The sequence below is a fragment of the Dokdonella sp. genome (genome assembly GCF_035703485.1).
GTDB lineage: Bacteria > Pseudomonadota > Gammaproteobacteria > Xanthomonadales > Rhodanobacteraceae > Dokdonella.
This window is the reverse complement of record NZ_DASSYD010000164.1, coordinates 1-20,248: the sequence shown is the minus strand read 5'-3', so window position 1 is coordinate 20,248 and position 20,248 is coordinate 1. Positions and strand designations below refer to the sequence as shown.

General features: G+C 59.9%; 21 protein-coding genes. 7 read left to right on the top strand and 14 right to left on the bottom strand.

The features are described 5' to 3' along the window. Window positions 1-3: 3 nt before the first annotated feature. From VFN25_RS12610 to VFN25_RS12575, 8 genes are all read right to left on the bottom strand, one after another. On the bottom strand, window positions 4-2,553 hold the full coding sequence (locus VFN25_RS12610; protein WP_325142424.1) for a cation-translocating P-type ATPase: 2,550 nt from the start codon (window positions 2,551-2,553) through the stop codon (window positions 4-6). A gap of 209 nt (window positions 2,554-2,762) precedes the next feature. Next, window positions 2,763-3,155 carry an RNA-binding S4 domain-containing protein gene (locus VFN25_RS12605; protein ID WP_325142422.1) on the bottom strand — a complete coding sequence of 131 codons (393 nt, stop codon included), beginning with the start codon at window positions 3,153-3,155 and terminating at the stop codon, window positions 2,763-2,765. A 21-nt stretch (window positions 3,156-3,176) separates the two neighbouring features. Next, a complete protein-coding gene (locus VFN25_RS12600; protein ID WP_325142420.1) occupies window positions 3,177-3,509 on the bottom strand; it encodes a DUF962 domain-containing protein in 333 nt (110 codons plus the stop codon). 151 nt (window positions 3,510-3,660) lie between these two features. Next, on the bottom strand, window positions 3,661-4,719 hold the full coding sequence (locus tag VFN25_RS12595) for an NADH:flavin oxidoreductase/NADH oxidase (RefSeq protein ID WP_325142418.1): 1,059 nt from the start codon (window positions 4,717-4,719) through the stop codon (window positions 3,661-3,663). A 14-nt stretch (window positions 4,720-4,733) separates the two neighbouring features. Beyond that, entirely contained in the window at window positions 4,734-5,657 is a 924-nt protein-coding gene (locus VFN25_RS12590; RefSeq protein ID WP_325142415.1) for an alpha/beta fold hydrolase, read from the bottom strand. A 16-nt stretch (window positions 5,658-5,673) separates the two neighbouring features. Further along, window positions 5,674-6,366: a hypothetical protein gene (locus VFN25_RS12585; RefSeq protein ID WP_325142413.1), complete on the bottom strand. Its 693-nt coding sequence runs from the start codon at window positions 6,364-6,366 to the stop codon at window positions 5,674-5,676. 29 nt (window positions 6,367-6,395) lie between these two features. Beyond that, window positions 6,396-6,659, bottom strand: a complete 264-nt coding sequence (locus VFN25_RS12580; RefSeq protein WP_325142411.1) for an RNA-binding protein — start codon at window positions 6,657-6,659, stop codon at window positions 6,396-6,398. A gap of 140 nt (window positions 6,660-6,799) precedes the next feature. Next, entirely contained in the window at window positions 6,800-7,135 is a 336-nt protein-coding gene (locus VFN25_RS12575) for an iron-sulfur cluster assembly accessory protein (protein WP_325142470.1), read from the bottom strand. A 412-nt stretch (window positions 7,136-7,547) separates the two neighbouring features. Between VFN25_RS12575 and asnS the strand changes: the two genes are divergently transcribed. The 4 genes from asnS to VFN25_RS12555 all read left to right on the top strand — a co-directional run bounded on the left by asnS (window position 7,548) and on the right by VFN25_RS12555 (window position 10,485). Next, window positions 7,548-8,948 carry an asparagine--tRNA ligase gene (gene asnS / locus VFN25_RS12570; RefSeq protein ID WP_325142409.1) on the top strand — a complete coding sequence of 467 codons (1,401 nt, stop codon included), beginning with the start codon at window positions 7,548-7,550 and terminating at the stop codon, window positions 8,946-8,948. Then, entirely contained in the window at window positions 8,948-9,259 is a 312-nt protein-coding gene (locus tag VFN25_RS12565) for a hypothetical protein (RefSeq protein WP_325142407.1), read from the top strand. Before asnS ends, VFN25_RS12565 begins: the two co-directional genes overlap by 1 nt. Next, the gene (locus tag VFN25_RS12560; RefSeq protein ID WP_325142406.1) at window positions 9,256-9,588 is read left to right on the top strand and encodes a hypothetical protein; all 333 of its coding nucleotides are present in this window, start codon (window positions 9,256-9,258) and stop codon (window positions 9,586-9,588) included. The genes VFN25_RS12565 and VFN25_RS12560 overlap by 4 nt, the downstream gene beginning before the upstream one ends. A 108-nt stretch (window positions 9,589-9,696) precedes the next feature. Further along, window positions 9,697-10,485 carry an SDR family oxidoreductase gene (locus VFN25_RS12555; protein ID WP_325142403.1) on the top strand — a complete coding sequence of 263 codons (789 nt, stop codon included), beginning with the start codon at window positions 9,697-9,699 and terminating at the stop codon, window positions 10,483-10,485. A gap of 3 nt (window positions 10,486-10,488) precedes the next feature. Here the strand turns inward: VFN25_RS12555 and rraA are convergent, their stop codons facing one another. Further along, window positions 10,489-10,971: a ribonuclease E activity regulator RraA gene (rraA, locus tag VFN25_RS12550; RefSeq protein WP_325142400.1), complete on the bottom strand. Its 483-nt coding sequence runs from the start codon at window positions 10,969-10,971 to the stop codon at window positions 10,489-10,491. Then, window positions 10,968-11,180: a hypothetical protein gene (locus tag VFN25_RS12545; RefSeq protein ID WP_325142398.1), complete on the bottom strand. Its 213-nt coding sequence runs from the start codon at window positions 11,178-11,180 to the stop codon at window positions 10,968-10,970. Before VFN25_RS12545 ends, rraA begins: the two co-directional genes overlap by 4 nt. Window positions 11,181-11,191: 11 nt before the next feature. On the opposite strand from VFN25_RS12545, the gene VFN25_RS12540 reads away from it, so the two are divergent. Beyond that, window positions 11,192-12,706, top strand: coding sequence for a phospholipase (locus VFN25_RS12540; protein WP_325142396.1), 1,515 nt, complete (start codon window positions 11,192-11,194; stop codon window positions 12,704-12,706). A gap of 87 nt (window positions 12,707-12,793) precedes the next feature. Here the strand turns inward: VFN25_RS12540 and VFN25_RS12535 are convergent, their stop codons facing one another. Continuing rightward, on the bottom strand, window positions 12,794-13,249 hold the full coding sequence (locus VFN25_RS12535) for a Rid family detoxifying hydrolase (RefSeq protein ID WP_325142394.1): 456 nt from the start codon (window positions 13,247-13,249) through the stop codon (window positions 12,794-12,796). Window positions 13,250-13,291: 42 nt separating this feature from the next. Continuing rightward, window positions 13,292-16,687 (bottom strand): mechanosensitive ion channel domain-containing protein, encoded by a 3,396-nt coding sequence (locus tag VFN25_RS12530; protein WP_325142393.1) that lies wholly within the window; start codon window positions 16,685-16,687, stop codon window positions 13,292-13,294. Between the two features lie 267 nt (window positions 16,688-16,954). On the opposite strand from VFN25_RS12530, the gene VFN25_RS12525 reads away from it, so the two are divergent. Beyond that, the gene (locus VFN25_RS12525; RefSeq protein WP_325142391.1) at window positions 16,955-17,308 is read left to right on the top strand and encodes a YajD family HNH nuclease; all 354 of its coding nucleotides are present in this window, start codon (window positions 16,955-16,957) and stop codon (window positions 17,306-17,308) included. A 115-nt stretch (window positions 17,309-17,423) separates the two neighbouring features. On the opposite strand, the gene VFN25_RS12520 is transcribed toward VFN25_RS12525, so the two are convergent. Continuing rightward, a complete protein-coding gene (locus VFN25_RS12520) occupies window positions 17,424-18,317 on the bottom strand; it encodes an endonuclease/exonuclease/phosphatase family protein (RefSeq protein ID WP_325142389.1) in 894 nt (297 codons plus the stop codon). Window positions 18,318-18,367: 50 nt separating this feature from the next. Then, window positions 18,368-19,090 carry a YebC/PmpR family DNA-binding transcriptional regulator gene (locus VFN25_RS12515; RefSeq protein WP_325142387.1) on the bottom strand — a complete coding sequence of 241 codons (723 nt, stop codon included), beginning with the start codon at window positions 19,088-19,090 and terminating at the stop codon, window positions 18,368-18,370. A gap of 143 nt (window positions 19,091-19,233) precedes the next feature. Between VFN25_RS12515 and VFN25_RS12510 the strand changes: the two genes are divergently transcribed. Further along, the gene (locus tag VFN25_RS12510) at window positions 19,234-20,115 is read left to right on the top strand and encodes a PhzF family phenazine biosynthesis protein (RefSeq protein ID WP_325142385.1); all 882 of its coding nucleotides are present in this window, start codon (window positions 19,234-19,236) and stop codon (window positions 20,113-20,115) included. The last annotated feature ends 133 nt before the right edge of the window (window positions 20,116-20,248 follow it).

The following is a 20,248-nucleotide window of genomic DNA, read 5'->3' as shown; positions in this document are numbered from 1 at the left end:
GGCTCATGGAGCCTCTCTGGAAACGGATGACAACGGCGAACGACCAAACAGGCGCAGCGCCAAACGCAGCCCCTCCAGCCAGAAAAAAGTCACCACCAGCAGGATCGCCGCACCGCCCAGACTGGTCCACGCAGGCAAAGCCAGGCCCATGACATCACGCAGATAGGGCACGCCGATGGCCAGGGTCAGCACCAGCACGATGCCGATGAACATCGGTCGCAGCCAGCGATTTCGCAATGCGCTGTGTGCCAGCAGGGAATGATCCGGATGGCGATTGGCCAGGATCAGGGCGAACAGCCCGAGAACGAGCGCGATGAAGATCGTTGTGCGGCTTTGCGAGGCATCAATGCCGAGACCGAGCATGCCGCCGTAGCCGATCAGCAGGAGAATCGCCGCGCCGATGCCCTGGATGACAGCGATGCCGATATTGCCGGCGGCGAACGGCGATGAGATCAACGCACGAGGCGGGCGCTGCATGATGTCCTCGGCTTCCGGCTCGGCCTCGAATACGATCGAGCAGGCCGGATCGATCAGCAGTTCCAGCAGCACGATATGCACGGGCATCAGAATGACTGGCCAGTGCAGCAGCGACGGAATCAGGGTCAGCGCGATGATCGGCATGTGCACGGCGAAAACGAAACGGGTCGCTTTGGTGATGTTGTCGTAAATCCGCCGGCCCTGGCGGATCGCCGCGACAATGCTGGCAAAACTGTCATCAAGCAGGACCAGCGCCGCCGATTCGCGGGCGACATCGGTGCCGCGCTTGCCCATGGCGATGCCGACATCGGCGGCCTTCAGCGCCGGCGCATCGTTGACCCCGTCACCGGTCATCGCAACCACCTCGCCATCCTCGCGCAGCAGGCGCACGAGGCGCAATTTCTGCACCGGTTGCAAACGCGCGCAGACATCGACATGGCGCAGACGTTCGCGCAGGGTTTGATCATCGAGGGTATCGATCTCGGCACCGGTGATGACGTCCGGCCGCTCGCTGAGACCGACCTCGTCGGCGATGGCCATGGCCGTCGCCGGATGATCGCCGGTCAGCATGATGATGCGGATGCCGGCAGCGCGACATTCGGCGATCGCTGCCGGCACATCCGGTCGCGGCGGATCGACAAAGCCAAGCAGGCCGAGAAACTGGAAATCAAAATCATGCTGGCTGCGCGGTGGCGTCTTGCCCTGCCAGCGTCCACGCGCGACACCGAGCACGCGCAGGCCGCGCGCGGCCATGCTCTCGGCCTGATCGAGGATGCCTTGTGCGCGGGCACTGTCCAGATGACACAGATCGACCACCGCTTCGGGAGCGCCCTTGGTTGCCAGCATGTGCTGCGAACTCGCGCCGATCGGGAACACCCGCGTCATCGCCAGAATGTCGGGCGACAATCCGTACTCGAAATCGGGCGACCATTCCGCGTGCACATGCTCGGTACCGGTCAGCCAGTGCAGGCCGAACTTCTGGATCGCCTTCTCCATCGGATCGAAGGGATCAGCCGGTGTCGCCAGCATGGCGAACTCAACCACCTCATGGAACGTCTCGACGAGCTCGTCAGCGCCCTCGTGGACGAAGGTCGCGTCCTCCAGATGCAACTCGGCGACCTGCATGCGGTTTTCGGTCAGGGTGCCGGTCTTGTCCACTGCCAGCACCGAAATTGCACCGAGTGCCTCGACCGCCGGCACGCGTCGTGTCAGCACCTTGCGTTGCGAGATCCGCCACGCACCGATAGCGAGGAACACAGTCAGGATGACCGGAATTTCCTCGGGCAGGATGGCCATGGTCAGAGCGATGCTGGCGAGCAGGCTTTCCAGCAGGCCTTGCGCATTCCACAACCAGTTGATGAGGAAATAGAGTGTCGCCAGAGTCAGGCCGCCGATGGTCAGGTTGCGCACCAGCCGGCGCGAAGCCTGCTGCAAGCCCGAAGGCGGCTCCTCGGTCGCCGCCAGCGCCTCGCCGATCTTGCCAACCGCCGTCGCTGTCGCCGTCGCGGTGACTTCCGCCAGGCCGATGCCGCGCGTCACCAGGGTGCTCGCAAACAACCGGTTTTCGCCGGTTCCCGGCAACTTGGTCATCGGCACCGCTTCGCCGGTCAGCAGCGACTCATTGGCATCAAGCTGGCCATCGATCAGCGTCGCATCGGCCGCAATGCGATCGCCTTCATGCAGGACAAGCAGATCACCGACCACCACATCGCGGCCCGGGATGCGCACTTCCTCGCCATCGCGCATGACCAGGGCGCGTGGCGCCGACAGGTCGCGCAGCGATTCCAGCGCGCGCTGGGTCTTGCGCTCCTGGGCCAGGGTGATGCCGATGACGACAAACACGAAGGTCAGCAAAAAAATCGCCTCGGCGGTATCGCCAAGAGCCAGATAGAGGCCGCCGGCAACCAGCAGCATGAGGAACATCGGTTCGACCAGAACACCGGCAACGATCTTGAGCAGGGACTTGGGACTGCTTCCGGGCAGCATGTTCGGACCATTCGCGGCCAGCCGCCGCGCAGCCTCGCCCGCGTCGAGACCACGAAGATTGCCGATTGATGGAGGTCGCGTCACATTCATGCGCGATTCTTCCGGTGCTCTCTTGAGTTGGCCATCTGAATCTGACTACAACGGACACGCGCACGTCTTGGCGCAGTCCAAGCCTCGCACAATCTGCACTCCCTCGAGTTGATCCGAATCAGAGGTATTCTCGATTAGCCGGGCGTGCGGCGCTGATCGCATTCAATCACGCCAACGACTCTACAAGTCGCCGACGTTAGCGCAAGTTGTCAGCTGTTTCGTTCCTTGAACTCGCGCAACAATCTGCGCGAGTGCTTGTCCGGTCGTTTCTGCGGGTGATCGAATCCGGCCCCGGTCAGGCGCCGCATTTCGCGCTCGCTTTCGCGCGTCGCCAGGCTTTCGGCAGACTCCTCGTACAGCGTTTGGGCGACGCTTGCCGGTCCACGCACGGCGCTGATCGCGGTGACGCGAATCGAAAATCGTTCAATGCCACGCGTGATGCGAAGCTGGTCATCGACATGGATCACGCGGGCCGGTTTGGCCGCAGCCTCGTTGACTTCGATTTTGCTGCCTTCGATGGCCTGCTTGGCGAGGCTGCGGGTCTTGAAGAATCGTGCCGCCCACAGCCAGATGTCGAGGCGTACGCCGGAGTCATTGCTCATGCGCAATTCTGATCGAACGTGTCAGAGCTTGATCCGTCCACGCAGGATGTCCCAGTACATGGCCCAGTCGCCGATAAAACTGTAAAGCGGCTGCTTGAACGACGCGGGGCGGTTTTTCTCGAAGACGAAATGACCTACCCAGGCAAATCCGTAGCCTGCGACCGGTGCCAGCAGCAGCCAGCGTAGATCGCGCTGCACGATTGCGGCAACGACCACGCCGATGACCAGCGATGTGCCGATGAAATGCATCCGTCGGCAGCTGCGATTGGCATGCTCGGAAAGATAGAACGGATAGAACTCGCGGAAGCTCGCGTAGCGTTTTGCCGCGATGCTTTCAGTGGCAGGTTGATTCATGGTGTTCTCCAACCCGATTGTGCGAGCCCCAGCATACGACGAGCCCGCGCCGAATCAAACTCGAACGATTGCGTCAGCGCGCCGCGATCTGCACGCAGACAGGTGTCGTGACGATTGCACCACTTGATCAGCGTTGCCCTGAGCGCTTTGATCACCAGGCTCGCGCATATTGCCTCGGCGCCTCGATCTCGACCTCGAGTTCCCTTGCTGCGCGTCGCGGCCAATACGGATCACGCAACAACTCACGCGCAAGCAGAACCATGTCGGCCTCTCCCGCGGCGATAATGGCTTCGGCCTGCTTTGGCTCGGTAATCAACCCGACTGCGCCGGTAGCAATTCCGGCTTCACTCCGAATCCGCGCAGCGAACGGCACCTGATAGCCCGGCCCCAACGTGATTGATTGCTCGGGCGACAGGCCGCCGCTGGAGACATCGATCAAATCGACGCCCTCGCCTTTGAGAATTCGCGACAACTCGACGCTTTGTTCGATATCCCAGCCATCCTCGACCCAGTCGGTCGCCGATATCCGCACCAGCAGGGGCATGCCTGTCGGCATCACCGAGCGCACCGCCGCGACAACTTTGCGGGTCAGGCGAATCCGGTTCTCGAAACATCCGCCCCACTGATCTTTGCGACGATTGCTCAGCGGCGAGAGGAACTGATGCAGCAGATAGCCATGCGCTGCATGGATTTCGATGAGGCCAAAGCCACAGTCGACCGATCGCCGCGTTGCCAAACGAAATGCTTCAACGACATCGTCGATTCCCGCCTCATCCAGCGCTTCGGGTTGCGGGTAGTCATCTGCATAGGCCAATGCAGACGGTGCAACCGGCGTCCAGCCGCCTTCACCCACTTCGACTTTTGTGTTCTCGGCCCACGGCGGCGCTGTGCTCGCCTTGCGACCGGCATGAGCCAACTGGATACCTGACACCGCACCCTGTGATCGCATGAATTCGATCATCGGCATCCAGGCCAGCGCCTGCTCTTCATTCCAGATTCCGGTATCCGCCGGCGAAATGCGCCCGCGCGCCTCGACCGCCGTCGCTTCGGCCAGCACCAGACCCGCACCACCAACCGCGCGGCTGCCGAGATGGACCAGATGCCAGGGCTGGGGAACGCCGTCGATGGCCGAGTATTCACACATCGGTGAAACCGCGATTCGATTGCGCATCGTCGCATCGCGCAAGGGAAATGGATCGAACAAGCGCATGCAGACTCCTGGATCTATCCCGTTCTATTCATTGGCGCTGGAGCGGATGTGCTCGCATCGCGTGATTGCAGCTCACGCAACCACTTCGCCAAGCATTCGGCAACAGGTTGCGGGTCTTTCAACCAGGAGAAATGATCGGCGACGGCAGAAGAGAAGTTTTCGGGTGTTAGCAAAACACGTTCGACTGGCGCGTCGTGGAATTTTTTCAGCAGCCAGTTGAAGGACTCTTCCGGACACAAGCGATCATCGCTGAGCCGGATACCAAGAACAGGTTTCCCGAACTTCGCCAGCGCACGCTCTGAATCGGTGCCTTCGAAATAGCTCTCGTAGCACCCTGCTTTCGAACTGCGTGCCCAGTCGCGCATCAGTTGGCTGGCTTCACGACCGGCGAAACCGAGACGTTTTCCCGGGTAGTAGCCGCACACCGCCGTTGCTACCGCAACCAGCCATGGAACGCTTCGCAGAAGCCAACGCATCTTGCCGGTAAAGGTTCTCCAGTAAGGGGACCCGCTTGCGGCAAAGGCGAACCCTTCAAGCGCATCTGGCCTCATGGCTGCGAACAGGGCACCGAGTTGCGCGCCCAGACTATGGCCGCCAACGACCCAGCGAAGCTGTGGATGTGCCTTGCGTGCAGCCTCCAGGCTGGCCGGAATATCGTCTTCGAGCAATTCCCGGTAACCCCAGTTGCAGTCACGCGCGGCGCGCAGGCTGCTTGATCCTGCTCCACGCCACTCCAGCAGCGCGACGGCGAACCCTTCGCTGGCCAATGCCCGGGCGAACGCGCGGTAATGGCGTGAAGTGACGCCCAATGCCGGTAGCCAAAGCACGCCAAGCGCTGCAGTCGTCGGGCAGATCAGGTCGAGATCGGCTTCCGCGCCATCATCGGAGCGTACCCTGATCGAATTGAAATCATGATCGGCAACGTCGTCAGCATTCATGAATCGTGCGGATGCCTCAAGGTGCGGCCAGCCCGCGCCATGCGCAGCCATCGAAGGTTTGCCCTTTGTCCAACACCCGAATTGACCAACCGTAGGTGGTGTCCGTCATCGCTTCGATACACGAACCGGCATGCAAACTGGCACTGAACCCGGTATCGGCTGCGCTCAGGGCCAGTCCGTCTGAACTGGCTTCAAGGCCTGCAAACCCATGAACTTCGGGCGCTCTGCCCGGGGCGGGTACAAAGGAGATGGCCGCGGGCGTCGCTTCAAGGCTCCACAAGACATCCGTACCCCGCGCCGCAAGTACGACATCATCGATTCGGGAGTCACAGGTCCAGGCATCGCCGGAAATCAGATTGAATCGCCCGATTTCGACATCTGCCTTGCCGGAAAGATTGCCTTCGGCCATGAGAAATCGTGGACGATCGAGGTTTGCGTTGGCCTTGGCCAGCGCAGCCGCTGTCGCTTCATCAATCGAGGTGACCTGGCGACGCGAAGTTTCGCCGCAGGCAGTGAACAAACCCCCTTCCCTCGCCTCGTAATAGCCGCGCAGGAAGGCAGTCGATGAGACCCTGGCACTGGAGGTTGGCGCTGGAGAGACCTCAGCCTGATCCGCAGCGACTGGGGGCGGTGCCGGCGTTCGCGAACATGCCGCCAGCGCCGTCATCAGGCTGATCACTACGCCGATGCGCAGATCGGGAAATCGCATTCACGGATTCCGGAATCAGAGGACGAGTATCAGCGCCGTCCGCCACGTGCCGGGCGCGCGCTGGCGAGTCCGACGCGCAAGGTGCCGCCTTCCTGAAAGCTGCCATCAAGGCCGGCGATTGCAGCGCGTGCCTCATGCCCTTCCATGGCCAGCTCGGCGAAACCCTTGCATTCGTTCTTGAACGGGTCCATCGCCATCTTCAGCTTGTGCACCCGACCAAACTTCTCGAACATCTCATTCAAGGAAGCTTCAGTCGTTTCGCGCGGCAATCCACGCACGTTCAATGTAAGCATTTCGGTACCTCGCTTTGGATGGATCGGATACGTGGTTGCGAAATCCGAAAAATCAACGGGGCCGTCGGAGCATCGCCGCAAGCCATCTCAATCGACACTGGAGAGATCCAACCAGGCCGGTCGAATGGGCCGCGATGCAATCAGGCCTTCACGTCCACGGTAAAGCTTTCGCCACAACCACATTCGCCGGTTGCATTCGGGTTGCGAAAGACAAACGCCGCGTTAAGCCCCTGGCGCTTGAAATCGATTTCGGTGCCCTCGACGAATGGCAGCGCCTTCGCATCAACCAGCACGCGGATACCATCGTGATCGAACACACTGTCGTTCTCGGCCACGTCACGGGCCAGATCGACGGTATAGGCATAGCCCGAGCAGCCGGTACGCTTGATTCCGAAACGCACACCAATCGCCGCAGGATCCTGGGCAAGGAAACGGTGCATGCGCTCGAGAGCGGCGGCGGAAAGCTGGATGGTCATCGGTTCGGACATATCGCCTCGTAGCTGGTGTGCGGAGGAGTCTAACACCGCTGTGTTCTCTCACATCTTGGCTGTGGATCAGGATTCAAGGGTACTGGCCGGCTGCACCCTCTGCTGGCACCTTGCTTGTAACCACATTTCCCCTGCACAGCATGCTGCCTACAAGTCGCGTACTGATTGGCCGTCATCTCGGCGAATGCCGGAAGCGCTTCTCAACAGCCGAAGGGCTGATCGTATTCCTTGACCTTGCCGCATCGGCGCAACAATGGATTCCGGCATTCACGGTGATGACGAGCCGGAAGAGTTGTCGACCCGACATGCGCCTGAATCCACGGCTATCAGCTATTATGTCCGGCTTCCAGCGATCCGCCCGGCGGATCCCCGACCACGATCCTCCGGAGCGATCTAAAGCATGTCTGTCGTCAGCGTCAAACAGGCCTTGAGTGGCACCCTTTCCGCCGGCACCCGTGTCAGCGTGCGCGGCTGGGTGCGAACCCGTCGTGATTCCAAGGCCGGCTTGTCATTCATCAATGTCAGTGATGGCTCGTGCTTTGCTTCGATCCAGGTGGTCGCACCCGATTCGCTGGCCAACTATGCCGATGAAGTGCAGCACCTTTCCGCGGGCTGCTCGGTCATCGCAACCGGCGAACTGGTCGCTTCACAGGGCAAGGGACAAGGTTTCGAGTTGCAGGCCAGCGCCGTCGAAGTCGTCGGCTGGGTCGAGGATCCGGAAACCTACCCAATCCAGCCCAAACCGCACTCACTGGAGTTTCTGCGCGAAGTCGCTCATCTGCGCCCACGCACCAACCTGTTTGGCGCGATCTCCCGCGTTCGGCATACGCTCGCATCGGCGATCCATCGCTATTTCGACCAGAACGGCTATTGCTGGGTGAATACGCCGATCATCACCACCTCCGATGCCGAGGGCGCTGGCCAGATGTTCCGCGTATCCACGCTCGATCTGATGAACCTGCCGCGCACGGACAAGGGTACGATCGATACGCGCAAGGATTTCTTTGGCAAGGATGCGTTTCTGACCGTGTCCGGCCAGCTCAATGTCGAGGGTTACTGCCTGGCCTTGAGCAAGGTTTACACGTTCGGCCCGACCTTTCGCGCCGAAAACTCGAACACCGCCCGCCATCTCGCCGAATTCTGGATGATCGAACCCGAGATCGCGTTCGCCGATCTCGATGAACACGCTCGCGTCGCCGAGGAACTGCTCAAATTCGTCTTCAAGGCCGTGCTTGACGAGCGCCCGGACGACATGGCGTTCTTTGCCGAACGCGTCGAGAAGACCGCTGTGTCCCGACTTGAAGCCTTCATCAACGCACCGTTCGAGAAGATCGATTACACCAACGCGGTCGAGATCCTCAAGAAATCCGGCAAGAAATTCGAGTTCCCGGTCGAATGGGGTATTGATCTGCAAACCGAGCACGAACGCTACCTGGTCGAGGAACATGTCGGCCGACCGGTCGTCGTGGTCAACTATCCGGAAAAGATCAAGGCGTTCTACATGCGCCTCAACGATGATGGCCGCACCGTCGCCGCCATGGACGTCCTCGCCCCCGGTATCGGCGAGATTATCGGCGGAGCCCAGCGTGAGGAACGTCTCGACGTACTCGACACGCGCATGCAGCAGTTCGGTCTCGATCCTGCCCACTACAACTGGTATCGCGATTTCCGACGCTATGGCAGCGTGCCCCATGCCGGTTTCGGGCTCGGCTTCGAGCGTCTCGTTGTGTACGTCTGCGGGCTGTCCAACATCCGTGATGCAATCCCCTACCCACGCGTTCCCGGCCACGCGGAATTCTGATGTCACTAGCCCGCGAATTTCTGTTGCTGCTCGGTCTCGGTGCTTTTGTCGCCGGCTTGACCACCTACCTGATGACCTGGGTGATGGTCACCGTCCATCTGCGCGATCATCATGCTGAAGAGCGTGCCCGCCTTGGCGGCTTCATGTTTACGCCGCGCGCGTTTGGCTGGTTTCTGGCTCGACGTTACCGGTCGCTGAAGGATAAATCCCTGACCGGTCTTGCGCGTCTCGGCTTCATTGGCTCCTGGGCGATCCTGATTGGTGGTATCTCGGCGATCATCTCCGCAGCAATCGGTGGTAGAGGCATATGAGTGACGAAATCGACATCGAAGTTGAATTCGAGAACGATGGTCAGTGGTGGGTCGCCATCGTTGGCGACACCCTGGTGTGGGCGCGCTTGAACATGCTCGATTCCGGCATCGCCGAAATCTTCGATTGCAGCGGTGAACGCCCTCGCTACGATGACGAGCAACACGCACGCATGGCCTTGCTCGACGCTGAGTTCCGCGCTTTTGACGGCCTCGACGAAGAGGATGCAGCGATCATGGGATTTGATCTCGAATCCGTCGAACCGCCTCGAGCCGAAGATGAAGAAGAACTGCTCTCGATGATGGTGCAGAAGCTCGCGCGCATTCAGTAGCAAAAAGCCGCTCACTTCTGCCCGGACCGAGTGAGTTGAACTCCAGGCGAAGCGCGGAGATTTGGAGCTAATGACGAAGTCGGACAATCAACCAGCAAGGGCAAACCCATGAATCTCCAACTCCTCGGCAAACATGCCCTCGTCTGTGGCGCCTCCCAGGGCATTGGTCGTGCGACTGCACATGAGCTCGCCACGCTAGGTGCCGATGTCACTGTCCTCGCCCGTTCGGCCGAATCGCTGGAAAAAGTCGTCGCCGAACTGCCGCGCATCAACAGCGCGCAGAAACATGGCTACGTCGCGGTCGACATGCGCAATCACGCCGAACTCCGTGCGAAGCTTGAGGCGGTCGCCAACAACGGCGCCATCAACATCTTCATCAACAACACCGGTGGCCCACCCGGGGGCCCAGCCAACTCGGCATCGGCCGAAGAATTCCTGACTGCATTCAACCAGCACCTGATCGCCGCACAAACCATTCTTCAAGCCATTCTTCCGGGCATGCAGGGCAGCGGTTATGGTCGCATCGTCAATGTGATCTCGACCTCAGTAAAGGAACCGATTCGCAACCTAGGCGTCTCCAATTCAATCCGCGGTGCCGTTGCCAGCTGGTCGAAAACGCTCGCCGGCGAACTCGGCCCGCACGGCATCACGGTCAACAACGTCCTGCCCGGCTATACACGCACCCAACGCCTCAAGCAGATCCTCACCGACCGCGCCAAAGCCTCAGGCAACAGTGAAGAAAAAATCGCCGAAGGCATGCTCGCCAATGTCCCCCTGCGCCGCTTCGCCGAAGCCAGCGAAATCGCCGGCGTCATCGCCTTCCTGGCATCACCCGCGGCAGGCTATGTCAACGGCATCAATGTGCCGGTCGATGGTGGGCGCACGCTTTCGCTGTAAAGGCTAGCTGACTACAAGCCTTTGTTCGGAGATGATGATGCCGTTGGCATCGGCGTAGAGCCACGCACCTGGTTCGAATGTCAGGCCCGCAAACGTGACCGGTTGATCGATATCGCCAAGGCCGCGTTTTTCGGTTTTCATTGGATGGCTGGCGAGGGCCTGCACACCAATATCGAGGGTGGCGATGATCTGCACGTCGCGCAGACAGCCGTTGATGAGAATTCCTTCCCAACCGTTGCTGACCGCTTGCTGGGCGAGCTGGTCACCGAGAAGCGCGCGTCTCAGCGAACCGCCGCCATCGACAACGAGGACTTTGCCGTGCCCCGGCGTTTTGACCACCTCCCTAACCTTCGAGTTGTCCTCGAAACACTTGATGGTCGCGATCTGGCCGCCGAAGAAATCGCGACCGCCATAGCTGCGGAAGATCGGGTCGGCGGTCTTGATCTGGTTCGGGAACGTGTCGCAGAGATCGGGGGTCGTGGTCATGGTTGTTCCTTGGGGATCATCACGCCATGTTCCCGGATTCGCGCGGCTGCCGCCAGCGCATGATGATCTGCACCGATCAGGTCCGTGCGTTCACTTGAGCTTGTCTCACATTGATAAAACCTTGCAATGACACCAACGCGGCGTTCCAATGCACGCGGCGGCCGGATCGCTTGTGGCTTGAATGCAGGAATGCCGGCATTTTTCGACAAGGAGTCTGATCATGCCTGCATTGCTGGTTATTTTTGTTCACGGCTGGAGTGTCACCAATACCGACACTTACGGCGAATTGCCTGCGCGGCTCATTGCAGAGGCTGCGAAGACTGCCGGACCAAAGCTCGACGTCCAGCACATCTACCTCGGCCAGTACGTCAGCTTCCGCGACGAAGTGCGAATCGCGGATATTTCACGCGCCTTCAACGCGGCGCTCGGCGCGGTCTTGAAAGACGCCGGCGCGAATCGGCGCTTTGTCTGCATTACCCATTCGACTGGCGGCCCGGTCGTTCGAGATTGGCTGGATCGCTATTTCGTGCAAACCAAGCTGCTCGCCGAATGCCCGATGAGCCATCTGATCATGCTTGCTCCGGCCAATTTTGGATCGGCTCTTGCACAGCTCGGCAAGACCCGCCTGGCCGCGATCAAGAGCTGGTTCGATGGCGTCGAGCCGGGACAAGGCGTGCTTGACTGGCTCGAACTCGGCAGTCCCGAAGCCACTGCATTGAATTTGCGCTGGATCGACGACTACCCGAAACTGAAGCTGACACGTGGTACGAATCCGCTCTTCCAGTTTGTATTGAGTGGCGACACGATCGACCGAAAGCTTTACGACTTCGTCAATCCGTACACCGGCGAGATCGGCTCCGATGGCGTTGTCCGCCTGGCGGCGGCCAATCTCAACGCAACCCATATCGTGCTCGAACAACCCGCTGTCGAACCGGGCGAGGCCTTGCCGTCGGCACGCAAGCGCCTGCGCAGCCTGCTCAAGGTTTCTTCGAAACGTTCCGCTACCACCGCATTCAAGATCATCGCCGGCGCATCTCATTCCGGTGAATCGAAAGGCATCATGCGTAGCGTGCACAACGATGACATCGCCCATGTCAGCGTTGATGCCATCCTGCGCTGCCTGAAGATCAGCGACGCCGATGCCTATGCGTCGCTATGTCAGGCCTTCGCGACCGAGAATGCCGCGCGCCAGGATGTCGGCAATCGTCTCGAAGTCGAAAAAGTACCGGTGCTGCCCGATCGCGAGTACATCCACGATCCGCGCTCGATGGTGATTTTCCGACTGATCGATTCACAGGGGATTGGAACACCCGATGTGAAGGTTCTGCTAACCGCGGGACCGAACAACGATCCGAACCAGTTGCCGGAAAATTTTCTGACCGATCGCCAGTTCAACAAACGATCCGGAAATCTGACTTTTTTCCTCAACCATGCGGCATTGGCCGGATGCGCCGAGATTCCCGGTTTGAAGCCCGGGAAAGTCGCTCGCCCTGCCCTGATTCCACGCCAGCCCTACGGCCTGCGTATCCAGCCGCGCGATGATGCGGCCTTCGTCGAATACTGGGCTGCCGAGTTGCATGCCTCGGTACGGGATTTGTTGCCCATGATCCCACCCAACGAGACAACGATCATCGACATCCGGCTGACTCGGGTGGTGCGCGAAGGCGTGTTTCGCCTGACCCGGACATTGACTCCGCGCAGTTTCAAGAATGTGGAACCGGGCGGCGCGCTTTGAACGGCTTTCAATCCACCTTGAATTGACATCGTCGCTCAACCCACGGTGAGGCAGCCCCGGTCTTCGCTCAGGCCGTCGGCAATGGATTCAATCGACTACCGCGATGCATTCAACTTCAACCCGCGCGCCCAGCGCCAGTCCGCTCCCGGCAAATGCACTGCGGGCCGGATAGCGACCATCAAAGAAGCTGCGATAAACCTTGTTGAATGCCGGCCAGTCCTTGATATCGGCGAGCATGACCGTGCATTTGACGAGATCGGCCATTGAATGACCATGCCCACCGAGCAGGTCCTTGATGTTCTGCATGGCCTGTCTGGATTCCGTTTCGATTCCGCCTTCGACCAGTTTTCCGGTTTTCGAATCCGTTCCGATCTGGCCGGAAAGATACAAGGTGTGATCGACTCGGACCGCCTGCGAGAACGGATAACCGGCGGTCACGGCCTTGGCCGAGTTGATGAACTCGACCTCCGGCTTTTCCGCCTGGGCGAAAGCGGGAACCAGCAGCAAAGCAGCGATCAGAGCACTAGCAAACAATCGGTACATGCGGATCTCCTCAAAAGTGATGACGTCGCAATGGGCCGGGCGCTAGCCCGTCGTCGGAAGCAAGGGTGATGAGCTTGAATCATCATCGGCATCTCCATCGCCCGAATTCCGCGCAAGCAACCCATGAACGTGCACATCGCGTTGCGGGAAAGGAATCTCGATACCGGCTTCGTTGAAGGCATTGAAAATCGCCACATGGAGATTGTGCAGGGTCGACAAGCGATGATCGATGCTGCCTGCAAACACGCGCAACTCAAGATTGAGCGAACTCTCACCGAAGCCGAGAAAAAGCACGACGGGTGAAGGTGTTTCGAGCACTTGCTCGTTGGCTTTTGCGATATCGAGCATGATCTGCTGCGCTTGTGCGACATCGCTGGAATAGGCGATGCCGACCTTGACCACGAGCCGCGTGATCGGATTGGTCAGCGACCAGTTTTTGACCGATTTGGTGATAAACGCCTTGTTTGGCACGACCACTTCAAAGTTGTCCGGATCGGTGATCGTGATTGCGCGAATCTTGATGCGGGTCACCGTGCCGACGGTGTCGTCGATCGTGATCAGGTCACCCACCCGCACCGGACGCTCGAACAGGATGATGATGCCGGAGACGAAATTGGCAACGACCTCCTGCAAGCCGAAACCAAGACCCACGCCAAGAGCAGCAACGATCCATTGCAACTTCGACCAGTCGGCGCCGATGAAACTGAAGGCAAACACCAGGCCGAAGGCGAGAATCACGTAACGGGTAATCGTCACATACGCATAGCGTGTACCGGCGTCGATATTGAATCGATGCAGCACAACGACCTCAAGAAAGCCCGGGAGATTGCGCGCCGCGATGATGGTCAAGACCAGCAAGAGCACACCGAGCAGGATATGTCCCAGCGTAACCGCAGTTACAACCTGCCCCGCCGAAGTCGCTGTGACGCTAGACCAGAGCACCACATCGTTGAAAATTCCGAGTGCCGGAACTAGTCCGCCCCAAATCTTCCACAACACCATGACCAACAGGACCAGACTCGCTGCGCGCAGAATGCCGCGCGTCTGCTGGCTGACCGTCACCACGTCGATTTCCGACTCTTCATGGATAACCGGCGCACCTTCACCGATGTTTTCCTCGTCCGCGCGCTCGCGTTCTTCCTCTCGCTCCCTGGCACGACGGGCCGCGGCCTGCTTGTAGGCCGTACGACGCCCGGCCACCAGCACGCCACGCATGGCGATCTGAAACATGATGATGACCAACAACAACACCCAGGCCGAGGTGATCATGCGTCCCTGCAACTCACTGGCACTGACGCTGTAGCCAGCCATCGCGATGCCAGCCAGAAGCAGGGGCGTCAGAACCAGCACCGCATGCCAGATGAATCGCGTACGCCAAAGCAAACCTTGTGGCTCAAGACTTTTCGTCAAAGTCCCTCGACGAGGACTGAACATGCGATGAGAAAAGATCGCCAGCGCGACCGAACTGATCAACAAGCCGAGCCGGCCGATGCCCTCGGCATAGATCGGCTCTTCGCTGGCGCGTGCGACTCCAATCAGCCACACGGCGGGTGCCAGAGTGAGACTCAATCGCCACAAGGCAAGGCCAAGCCGCTGAACCGCTCGCGCATCCCACTGAAAATGACTTGCGAACAACCCGCGCTGTCGGCACATGTTGCGGAACAGACCAAGGACAAGGAGCACGACGCCGACATTGAAGAATCCCCGGCTGAATGCACTGGGCAGCGAACTCGGGCTGGCCGGCACGAAGAGCAGCCGGGAAAGAAGCTCGAACACCAGGGCAACAGGCAACGCCAGCAGGATGGTCACGAACAATGCAGAAAGCGTCAGTGAGAATCGATCCATCCGCGTACCGATGGGCTTTGCCAGCTGATCGAGTTTGCCAAGCATGCGCCTGCGCATTCCCAGCAAGAGCACAATCACTGCCGCGATAGCCCCGTGGAAAATGGGTTTTGCCGCCAGCGATTCACGCACGGCGGGTAGCATCGTGGCGAGATTCTCCGGCGCGCCAAGTTGTGCCAGTCCGGTCAGGATCTGCGCTCCCCACTGGCTGTTGACCGGTGCAGCGCTCGGCAACCACAGCAAGCGCTGATCGAGCATCAGACGCAGTTGTGCGCTGCGCTCACGCAATTCGGTTTCGAGTTGATTGAGTTCATCAAGTGCTTCGACCTGGCGGCCCCGTATCTCGATCAAATCCTTAAGCGCCTCGCGACGGCCCTTGAGCAGCGACTCGGCCAATGCGCGCGAATCCGCGCCCGCCGTATCTCCGAGCTCCTCGATCAGGCGATTGACAGCGGTGGGCCCGGTATCGGCGGCAGCCAGTTTCTGTTCGACGCCGAAGCGCGCGACGCGTCCGTCAACAATGGTTTCCTGACGCTTGGAAATCCGACGGCTGAGCGTCGCCTCCGACGAAAGCTTGTTGCCGATACCGCGCAGCAACCGGCCATATTCTTCGCCCACCCGCCCAAACGCGAGGATTTGTTCGGTGTCTTTGCGCAAGCTGGAAACTTCTTCGAGCTGGCCGTGCAAGCGATCTTTCGTCGACCACAATTTGCGCACTTCATTGGCGATGCTGAACATCTTTTCGCGCAAAGCTTCTGTCTGTCTGGCCAGTGCCTGAAAGGGCTCCGGCTTGTCGATCAGGTCGGCAACGAGTTTTCTGCCGCGATCAAGCTTTTCATGCAAATCCTCCTGCTCTCGTGCGTCCATGCGCCGCCCCAGCATCGAGATATCGACTTGAGCCTGATCCAGCTCGCGGCCGAGCACGCTCAATTGCGCGCTGGCAATGGCTGAGCGTGTGGGCAGACTCAGAATCTCCTGCTCGTCTCTTTCGATCCGCGCGGAAAGATCCTGACGTACCGCATCGTCCTTGATCTGACTCGAGTCGACCAGCATCTGGGAAGCATCAGAAGGAACGGCCTCTGCGCTCTTTTCCAGTTGCGAGCGGAGATCAGCCAGCTCCTGTCGCGTTTCGATCTTGCGCGAAGCCATCGACTTCAACGACTCCTCCAGTTCGCGCCGCTGGCCGCGCAATGACACCAGGCGGATCTGCAAGGCTGCCATCTGCAATTGCGCCGCGGCCGGACTCATCGTCAATGGCGTGACCTGATTCTGTTCTGCCGCTGGATCGTGAGGTTGCTCCAGCTTGGCTTGCAGTTTCGCGATCTTCTCCGGCGCCTGCTTGAGTGATTGCGCATACTCGGCGGCGAGCTTGCGCGCACTTTCTGCACTCTGCAGCCGAGCCAGAGCCAGTTGCAGATTCTCAAGCGTCAGTTGTTTGTCGGAAGCGACTACATCTGTCCGCGACTGCAAGGCATCGATACGCGCTCGAATCTCGTCTGCGCTGATGCGCGTGACTGATCCGGCGTCAGCTTGGGCAGCCGCCAGTGAGGAAACACTGGCAAGCAGGATTGCCAAAGCAAAAAAGGCACGCCACATCCTGTCGCTCAGCAAAGCAACTGCATTCAACACAACACCTCGAAGCCGTCGAATAGTGCGCCGATTATGGGCGCTGCGTCGTGGCGAGGCTATGGTCTTGAGCGAATGTGACATGCCGATTTGCTGGCAATCGTCATCTGATCGGGTTCAGCTTCGACGAAATCGAGATCGATCTTCGCGCTGGTCGTTGCCCACCGGCGAGGCAACGCGGGGATGGCTTGCGGCACGCTTCTCTGCGACCATTCGCCCATCAATTCGGGGTTGCCAATGGACATCAACAAGCTCGATCGAATCGTTGCCGAGGCGCGACGCAATACGGCCCAACGTGAAGCCGGATACCGTGAGCGTGCGCTCAAGATGTACCCATGGGTCTGTGGTCGTTGCGCGCGCGAGTTTACCCGCGCCAACCTGCAGGAGCTGACCGTGCACCATCGCAATCACGATCACGATTTCAATCCGCCGGACGGCAGCAATTGGGAACTGCTCTGCGTGTACTGCCACGACAACGAGCATTCACGCTATATCGATCACACCGGCGGCAGCGCCACTTCAGCCGAGGACAAGACAGCCGATGCGACGAGCAATCCCTTTGCCGGCCTCAAGGATCTGTTGAAGCGCTGAACTCAGGCGGGATCAACGGACACCTTGCATCCCGCCAATCCCGAATCCCGAATCCCGAATCCCGAATCCCGAATCCCGAATCCCGAATCCCGAATCCCGAATCCCGAATCCCGAATCAATCAAGCGTCAAGGTAATCGGGCAATGATCGGAAGGATGCTGATCCTCCGGGACCCCATAGGTAAACTCGACGAATGATCCAGGGACTCGGCGTGATGCCGCCCTGGAATCCAGCACGATGTGATCGATGAAGTCCGGATAGCGCTTGATGCAGGTTGCGCCCCTGCCTTCGGCCGCATCAAACAAGGCCACGCTTGTGTTGAGGCGTTTCCATACGACGTCGTCGGCAAGCGCCAGACGGCGGTTCCAGTCACCGAGTATTGCAAACGGCATACCCTGGGCATGGCGCGCGGCAATCCAGCTTTGCAGTGCGGGTATCTGATCGAAAAGAACCGGACAAGGTGTTTTCTCATCCCCGGCAGAACATCCACTCTTCAGATGCAAGGCAAGCAATCGCAACGGCTTTACGCCGTTGACGGTGATATCGACACCCCAACGCAGATCCGGATTGCCAATCGCAAGCTCGCTCAAGTCGGGATTGCGCGTGAACGGAACACCCTTGCGCACCGCAAAGCCAACCTTTTGATCGCGGATGGTCGGTCCATCAGTGGCATCCCGGCCGCAGAACCCATGGCGACCGCTGGATGGCCGCTGCGACATGACAATGGTGTAGCGATCCGGCACAAAAACGCGTGCAGCGGCGGCTGCGTTCTCGACTTCCTCAAACGCAATCACATCCGCATCGAGCTGATCAGCGTAGCGGCGCAGGATCGCGTAATCGGCCTCGCTGCGCGGACGACACCCGAGGCCATCGCTTTCCGCCAGATGCTCCAGATTCCAACTGGCGATCTTGAGCGGTTGTGCAACCGTCGAATCGCGCACGGCAGGCGGCGCACATCCGGCCAGGGCGGTGAGCAACACCGCCAACACCAGAACGGAAAATTGCTTCATGCAACGCCCTCGAAAGAGTTTGCTCGTGCGTCTGTCTGCGGGAGGAGTTGTCATGTGGATTGAGGCAGCGAGGCGTTGTGGTAGACCTCCTGAACGTCATCGAGCTCGTCGAGCCAATCGAGCAGTGCTTCGAAAGTCTCTGCTACCTCAGGGTCGACCGCAACGCGGTTTTCGGGACGCATGACCACGGCATCACTGATTGGCTCGAAACCGGCCGCAAGCATTGCCGCCTTGACCGCTTCAAAACTCTCCGGCGCGCACAGAACCGTGCTCTGACCTGCGCCATTGACAACGTCATCGGCCCCGGCTTCCAGGGCAGCTTCGAGAATTTTTTCCTCTGCTTCCGGAGATGGTGTGTCGAACACGAGTTCGCCGACTCGCGAAAACTGGAAGGCCACTGAACCCGTGGTACCGAGGTTGCCACCATGCTTGGACAGGGCGTGACGCACATCGGCCACCGTGCGAACCGAGTTGTCGGTCATCGCATCAATGATCAGGGCCACACCGCCTGGGCCGTAACCCTCGTAGCGCAATTCCTCCATGTTGTCGGCACCGTCGGCACCCGAGCCGCGTTTGACCGCGCGCTCGATCGTGTCCTTGGTCATGTTGGCGGACAACGCTTTTTCGATCCCGATGCGCAGGCGCGCATTGGTCGCCGGATCGCCACCATTGCGCGCGGCAACCGTGATCTCGCGAATGAGTTTGGTGAAAATCTTGCCGCGCTTCGCGTCTTCCGCGTTTTTGCGACCTTCGATACTGGGGCCTCTGCCCATGGGGATACCTGCAACGATGTGGGTTGAGAATCGTCTGGCCGGACGCTGTCAGGAGCCTCCTGGCCGGGCGCGAATTCTAGCAGGACTCGGCTTCCCCGCTCGATACCGGCATGATTCGGGTCTTTCCCATGGAATCAGTCACGATGAGCAGGCGACGCTTCATGCAAGTCGATGTATTCACCGCTCGGGCCGGGTTCGGCAACCCTCTGGCCGTGGTACTTGATGCCGACGATCTCGATGGCGCCGCCATGCAGCGCTTCGCAAACTGGACCAATCTCTCCGAAACAAGCTTTCTGCTGCCATCCACACAAGCACAGGCAGACTACCGGGTACGCATTTTCACGCCACGCCAGGAATTGCCGTTTGCCGGGCATCCCAGCGTCGGCGCTGCCTGGGTCGCGGTTGAAGCCGGTATCGTCCGAGCAAAGCAGGGTCGATTGATCCAGGAGTGCGCCGCCGGCCTGCTCGATGTCGTCGTCACCCAGGATCAGGCACGCATGCAAACCCGCATCTGCACGCCGCAAGCCTCGATCCGCGAGCTGGCGGCAAAGCTGCGTCCGAGGATTCCGGCGATTTTTGCGCAAACCGAACGCTTCGACAGCGGTTCCTGTCGACACGTCAACAACGGGCCGGAATGGTTGGTCGCGGAACTGCCCGACGAGGAATCGGTACGTCGCTTTCAGCCGCCACTTTCATTGATCGCGGATCTTTGCATGGCCGGTTCGGCGGTCGGCCTTGCGATCTTTGCCTGCAGCGAGTCAGCAGATTATCGACTGGTCGTGCGCGCGTTCTGCCCGGCCGATGGAATCCCCGAGGATCCGGTTACCGGCAGTGCCAATGCCGCCATCGCCGCCCTGCTGAATTCGCAGCAAAGACTTGGCGAAATCGGTTCGACTTTCCGCGTCAGTCAGGGCCGCGAGATTGGCCGGGATGGTGTGATCGAGATCGAAGTCGACCCGTCATCGCGGGTCTGGATTGGCGGCGACACGACGCTCGTCGTCGAAGGCTCGGTCAACTGGCCTTGATCATCGCGGCATCCTTGAGCGCCCAGCGTTCATTGAGCCAGGCCTGGAATTTTATCCGGAAGCCCGGATCGTTCTCATAGTCGCCTTCGATGAGTTCCGCGGGAATCGGTACCACGTCGATCATCACCTTGAC

Bases quoted from the DNA above. Each gene is read 5' to 3' on its own strand.
- VFN25_RS12530 (WP_325142393.1), bottom strand. From the start codon at position 16,687: ATGTGGCGTGCCTTTTTTGCTTTGGCAATCCTGCTTGCCAGTGTTTCC.
- VFN25_RS12515 (WP_325142387.1), bottom strand. From the start codon at position 19,090: ATGGGCAGAGGCCCCAGTATCGAAGGTCGCAAAAACGCGGAAGACGCG.
- VFN25_RS12565 (WP_325142407.1), top strand. From the start codon at position 8,948: ATGTCACTAGCCCGCGAATTTCTGTTGCTGCTCGGTCTCGGTGCTTTT.
- VFN25_RS12610 (WP_325142424.1), bottom strand. From the start codon at position 2,553: ATGAATGTGACGCGACCTCCATCAATCGGCAATCTTCGTGGTCTCGAC.
- VFN25_RS12590 (WP_325142415.1), bottom strand. From the start codon at position 5,657: ATGAATGCTGACGACGTTGCCGATCATGATTTCAATTCGATCAGGGTA.
- VFN25_RS12575 (WP_325142470.1), bottom strand. From the start codon at position 7,135: ATGACCATCCAGCTTTCCGCCGCCGCTCTCGAGCGCATGCACCGTTTC.
- VFN25_RS12585 (WP_325142413.1), bottom strand. From the start codon at position 6,366: ATGCGATTTCCCGATCTGCGCATCGGCGTAGTGATCAGCCTGATGACG.
- VFN25_RS12560 (WP_325142406.1), top strand. From the start codon at position 9,256: ATGAGTGACGAAATCGACATCGAAGTTGAATTCGAGAACGATGGTCAG.
- VFN25_RS12600 (WP_325142420.1), bottom strand. From the start codon at position 3,509: ATGAATCAACCTGCCACTGAAAGCATCGCGGCAAAACGCTACGCGAGC.
- VFN25_RS12555 (WP_325142403.1), top strand. From the start codon at position 9,697: ATGAATCTCCAACTCCTCGGCAAACATGCCCTCGTCTGTGGCGCCTCC.
- VFN25_RS12540 (WP_325142396.1), top strand. From the start codon at position 11,192: ATGCCTGCATTGCTGGTTATTTTTGTTCACGGCTGGAGTGTCACCAAT.
- asnS (WP_325142409.1), top strand. From the start codon at position 7,548: ATGTCTGTCGTCAGCGTCAAACAGGCCTTGAGTGGCACCCTTTCCGCC.
- rraA (WP_325142400.1), bottom strand. From the start codon at position 10,971: ATGACCACGACCCCCGATCTCTGCGACACGTTCCCGAACCAGATCAAG.
- VFN25_RS12520 (WP_325142389.1), bottom strand. From the start codon at position 18,317: ATGAAGCAATTTTCCGTTCTGGTGTTGGCGGTGTTGCTCACCGCCCTG.
- VFN25_RS12605 (WP_325142422.1), bottom strand. From the start codon at position 3,155: ATGAGCAATGACTCCGGCGTACGCCTCGACATCTGGCTGTGGGCGGCA.
- VFN25_RS12510 (WP_325142385.1), top strand. From the start codon at position 19,234: ATGAGCAGGCGACGCTTCATGCAAGTCGATGTATTCACCGCTCGGGCC.
- VFN25_RS12595 (WP_325142418.1), bottom strand. From the start codon at position 4,719: ATGCGCTTGTTCGATCCATTTCCCTTGCGCGATGCGACGATGCGCAAT.
- VFN25_RS12580 (WP_325142411.1), bottom strand. From the start codon at position 6,659: ATGCTTACATTGAACGTGCGTGGATTGCCGCGCGAAACGACTGAAGCT.
- VFN25_RS12525 (WP_325142391.1), top strand. From the start codon at position 16,955: ATGGACATCAACAAGCTCGATCGAATCGTTGCCGAGGCGCGACGCAAT.
- VFN25_RS12535 (WP_325142394.1), bottom strand. From the start codon at position 13,249: ATGTACCGATTGTTTGCTAGTGCTCTGATCGCTGCTTTGCTGCTGGTT.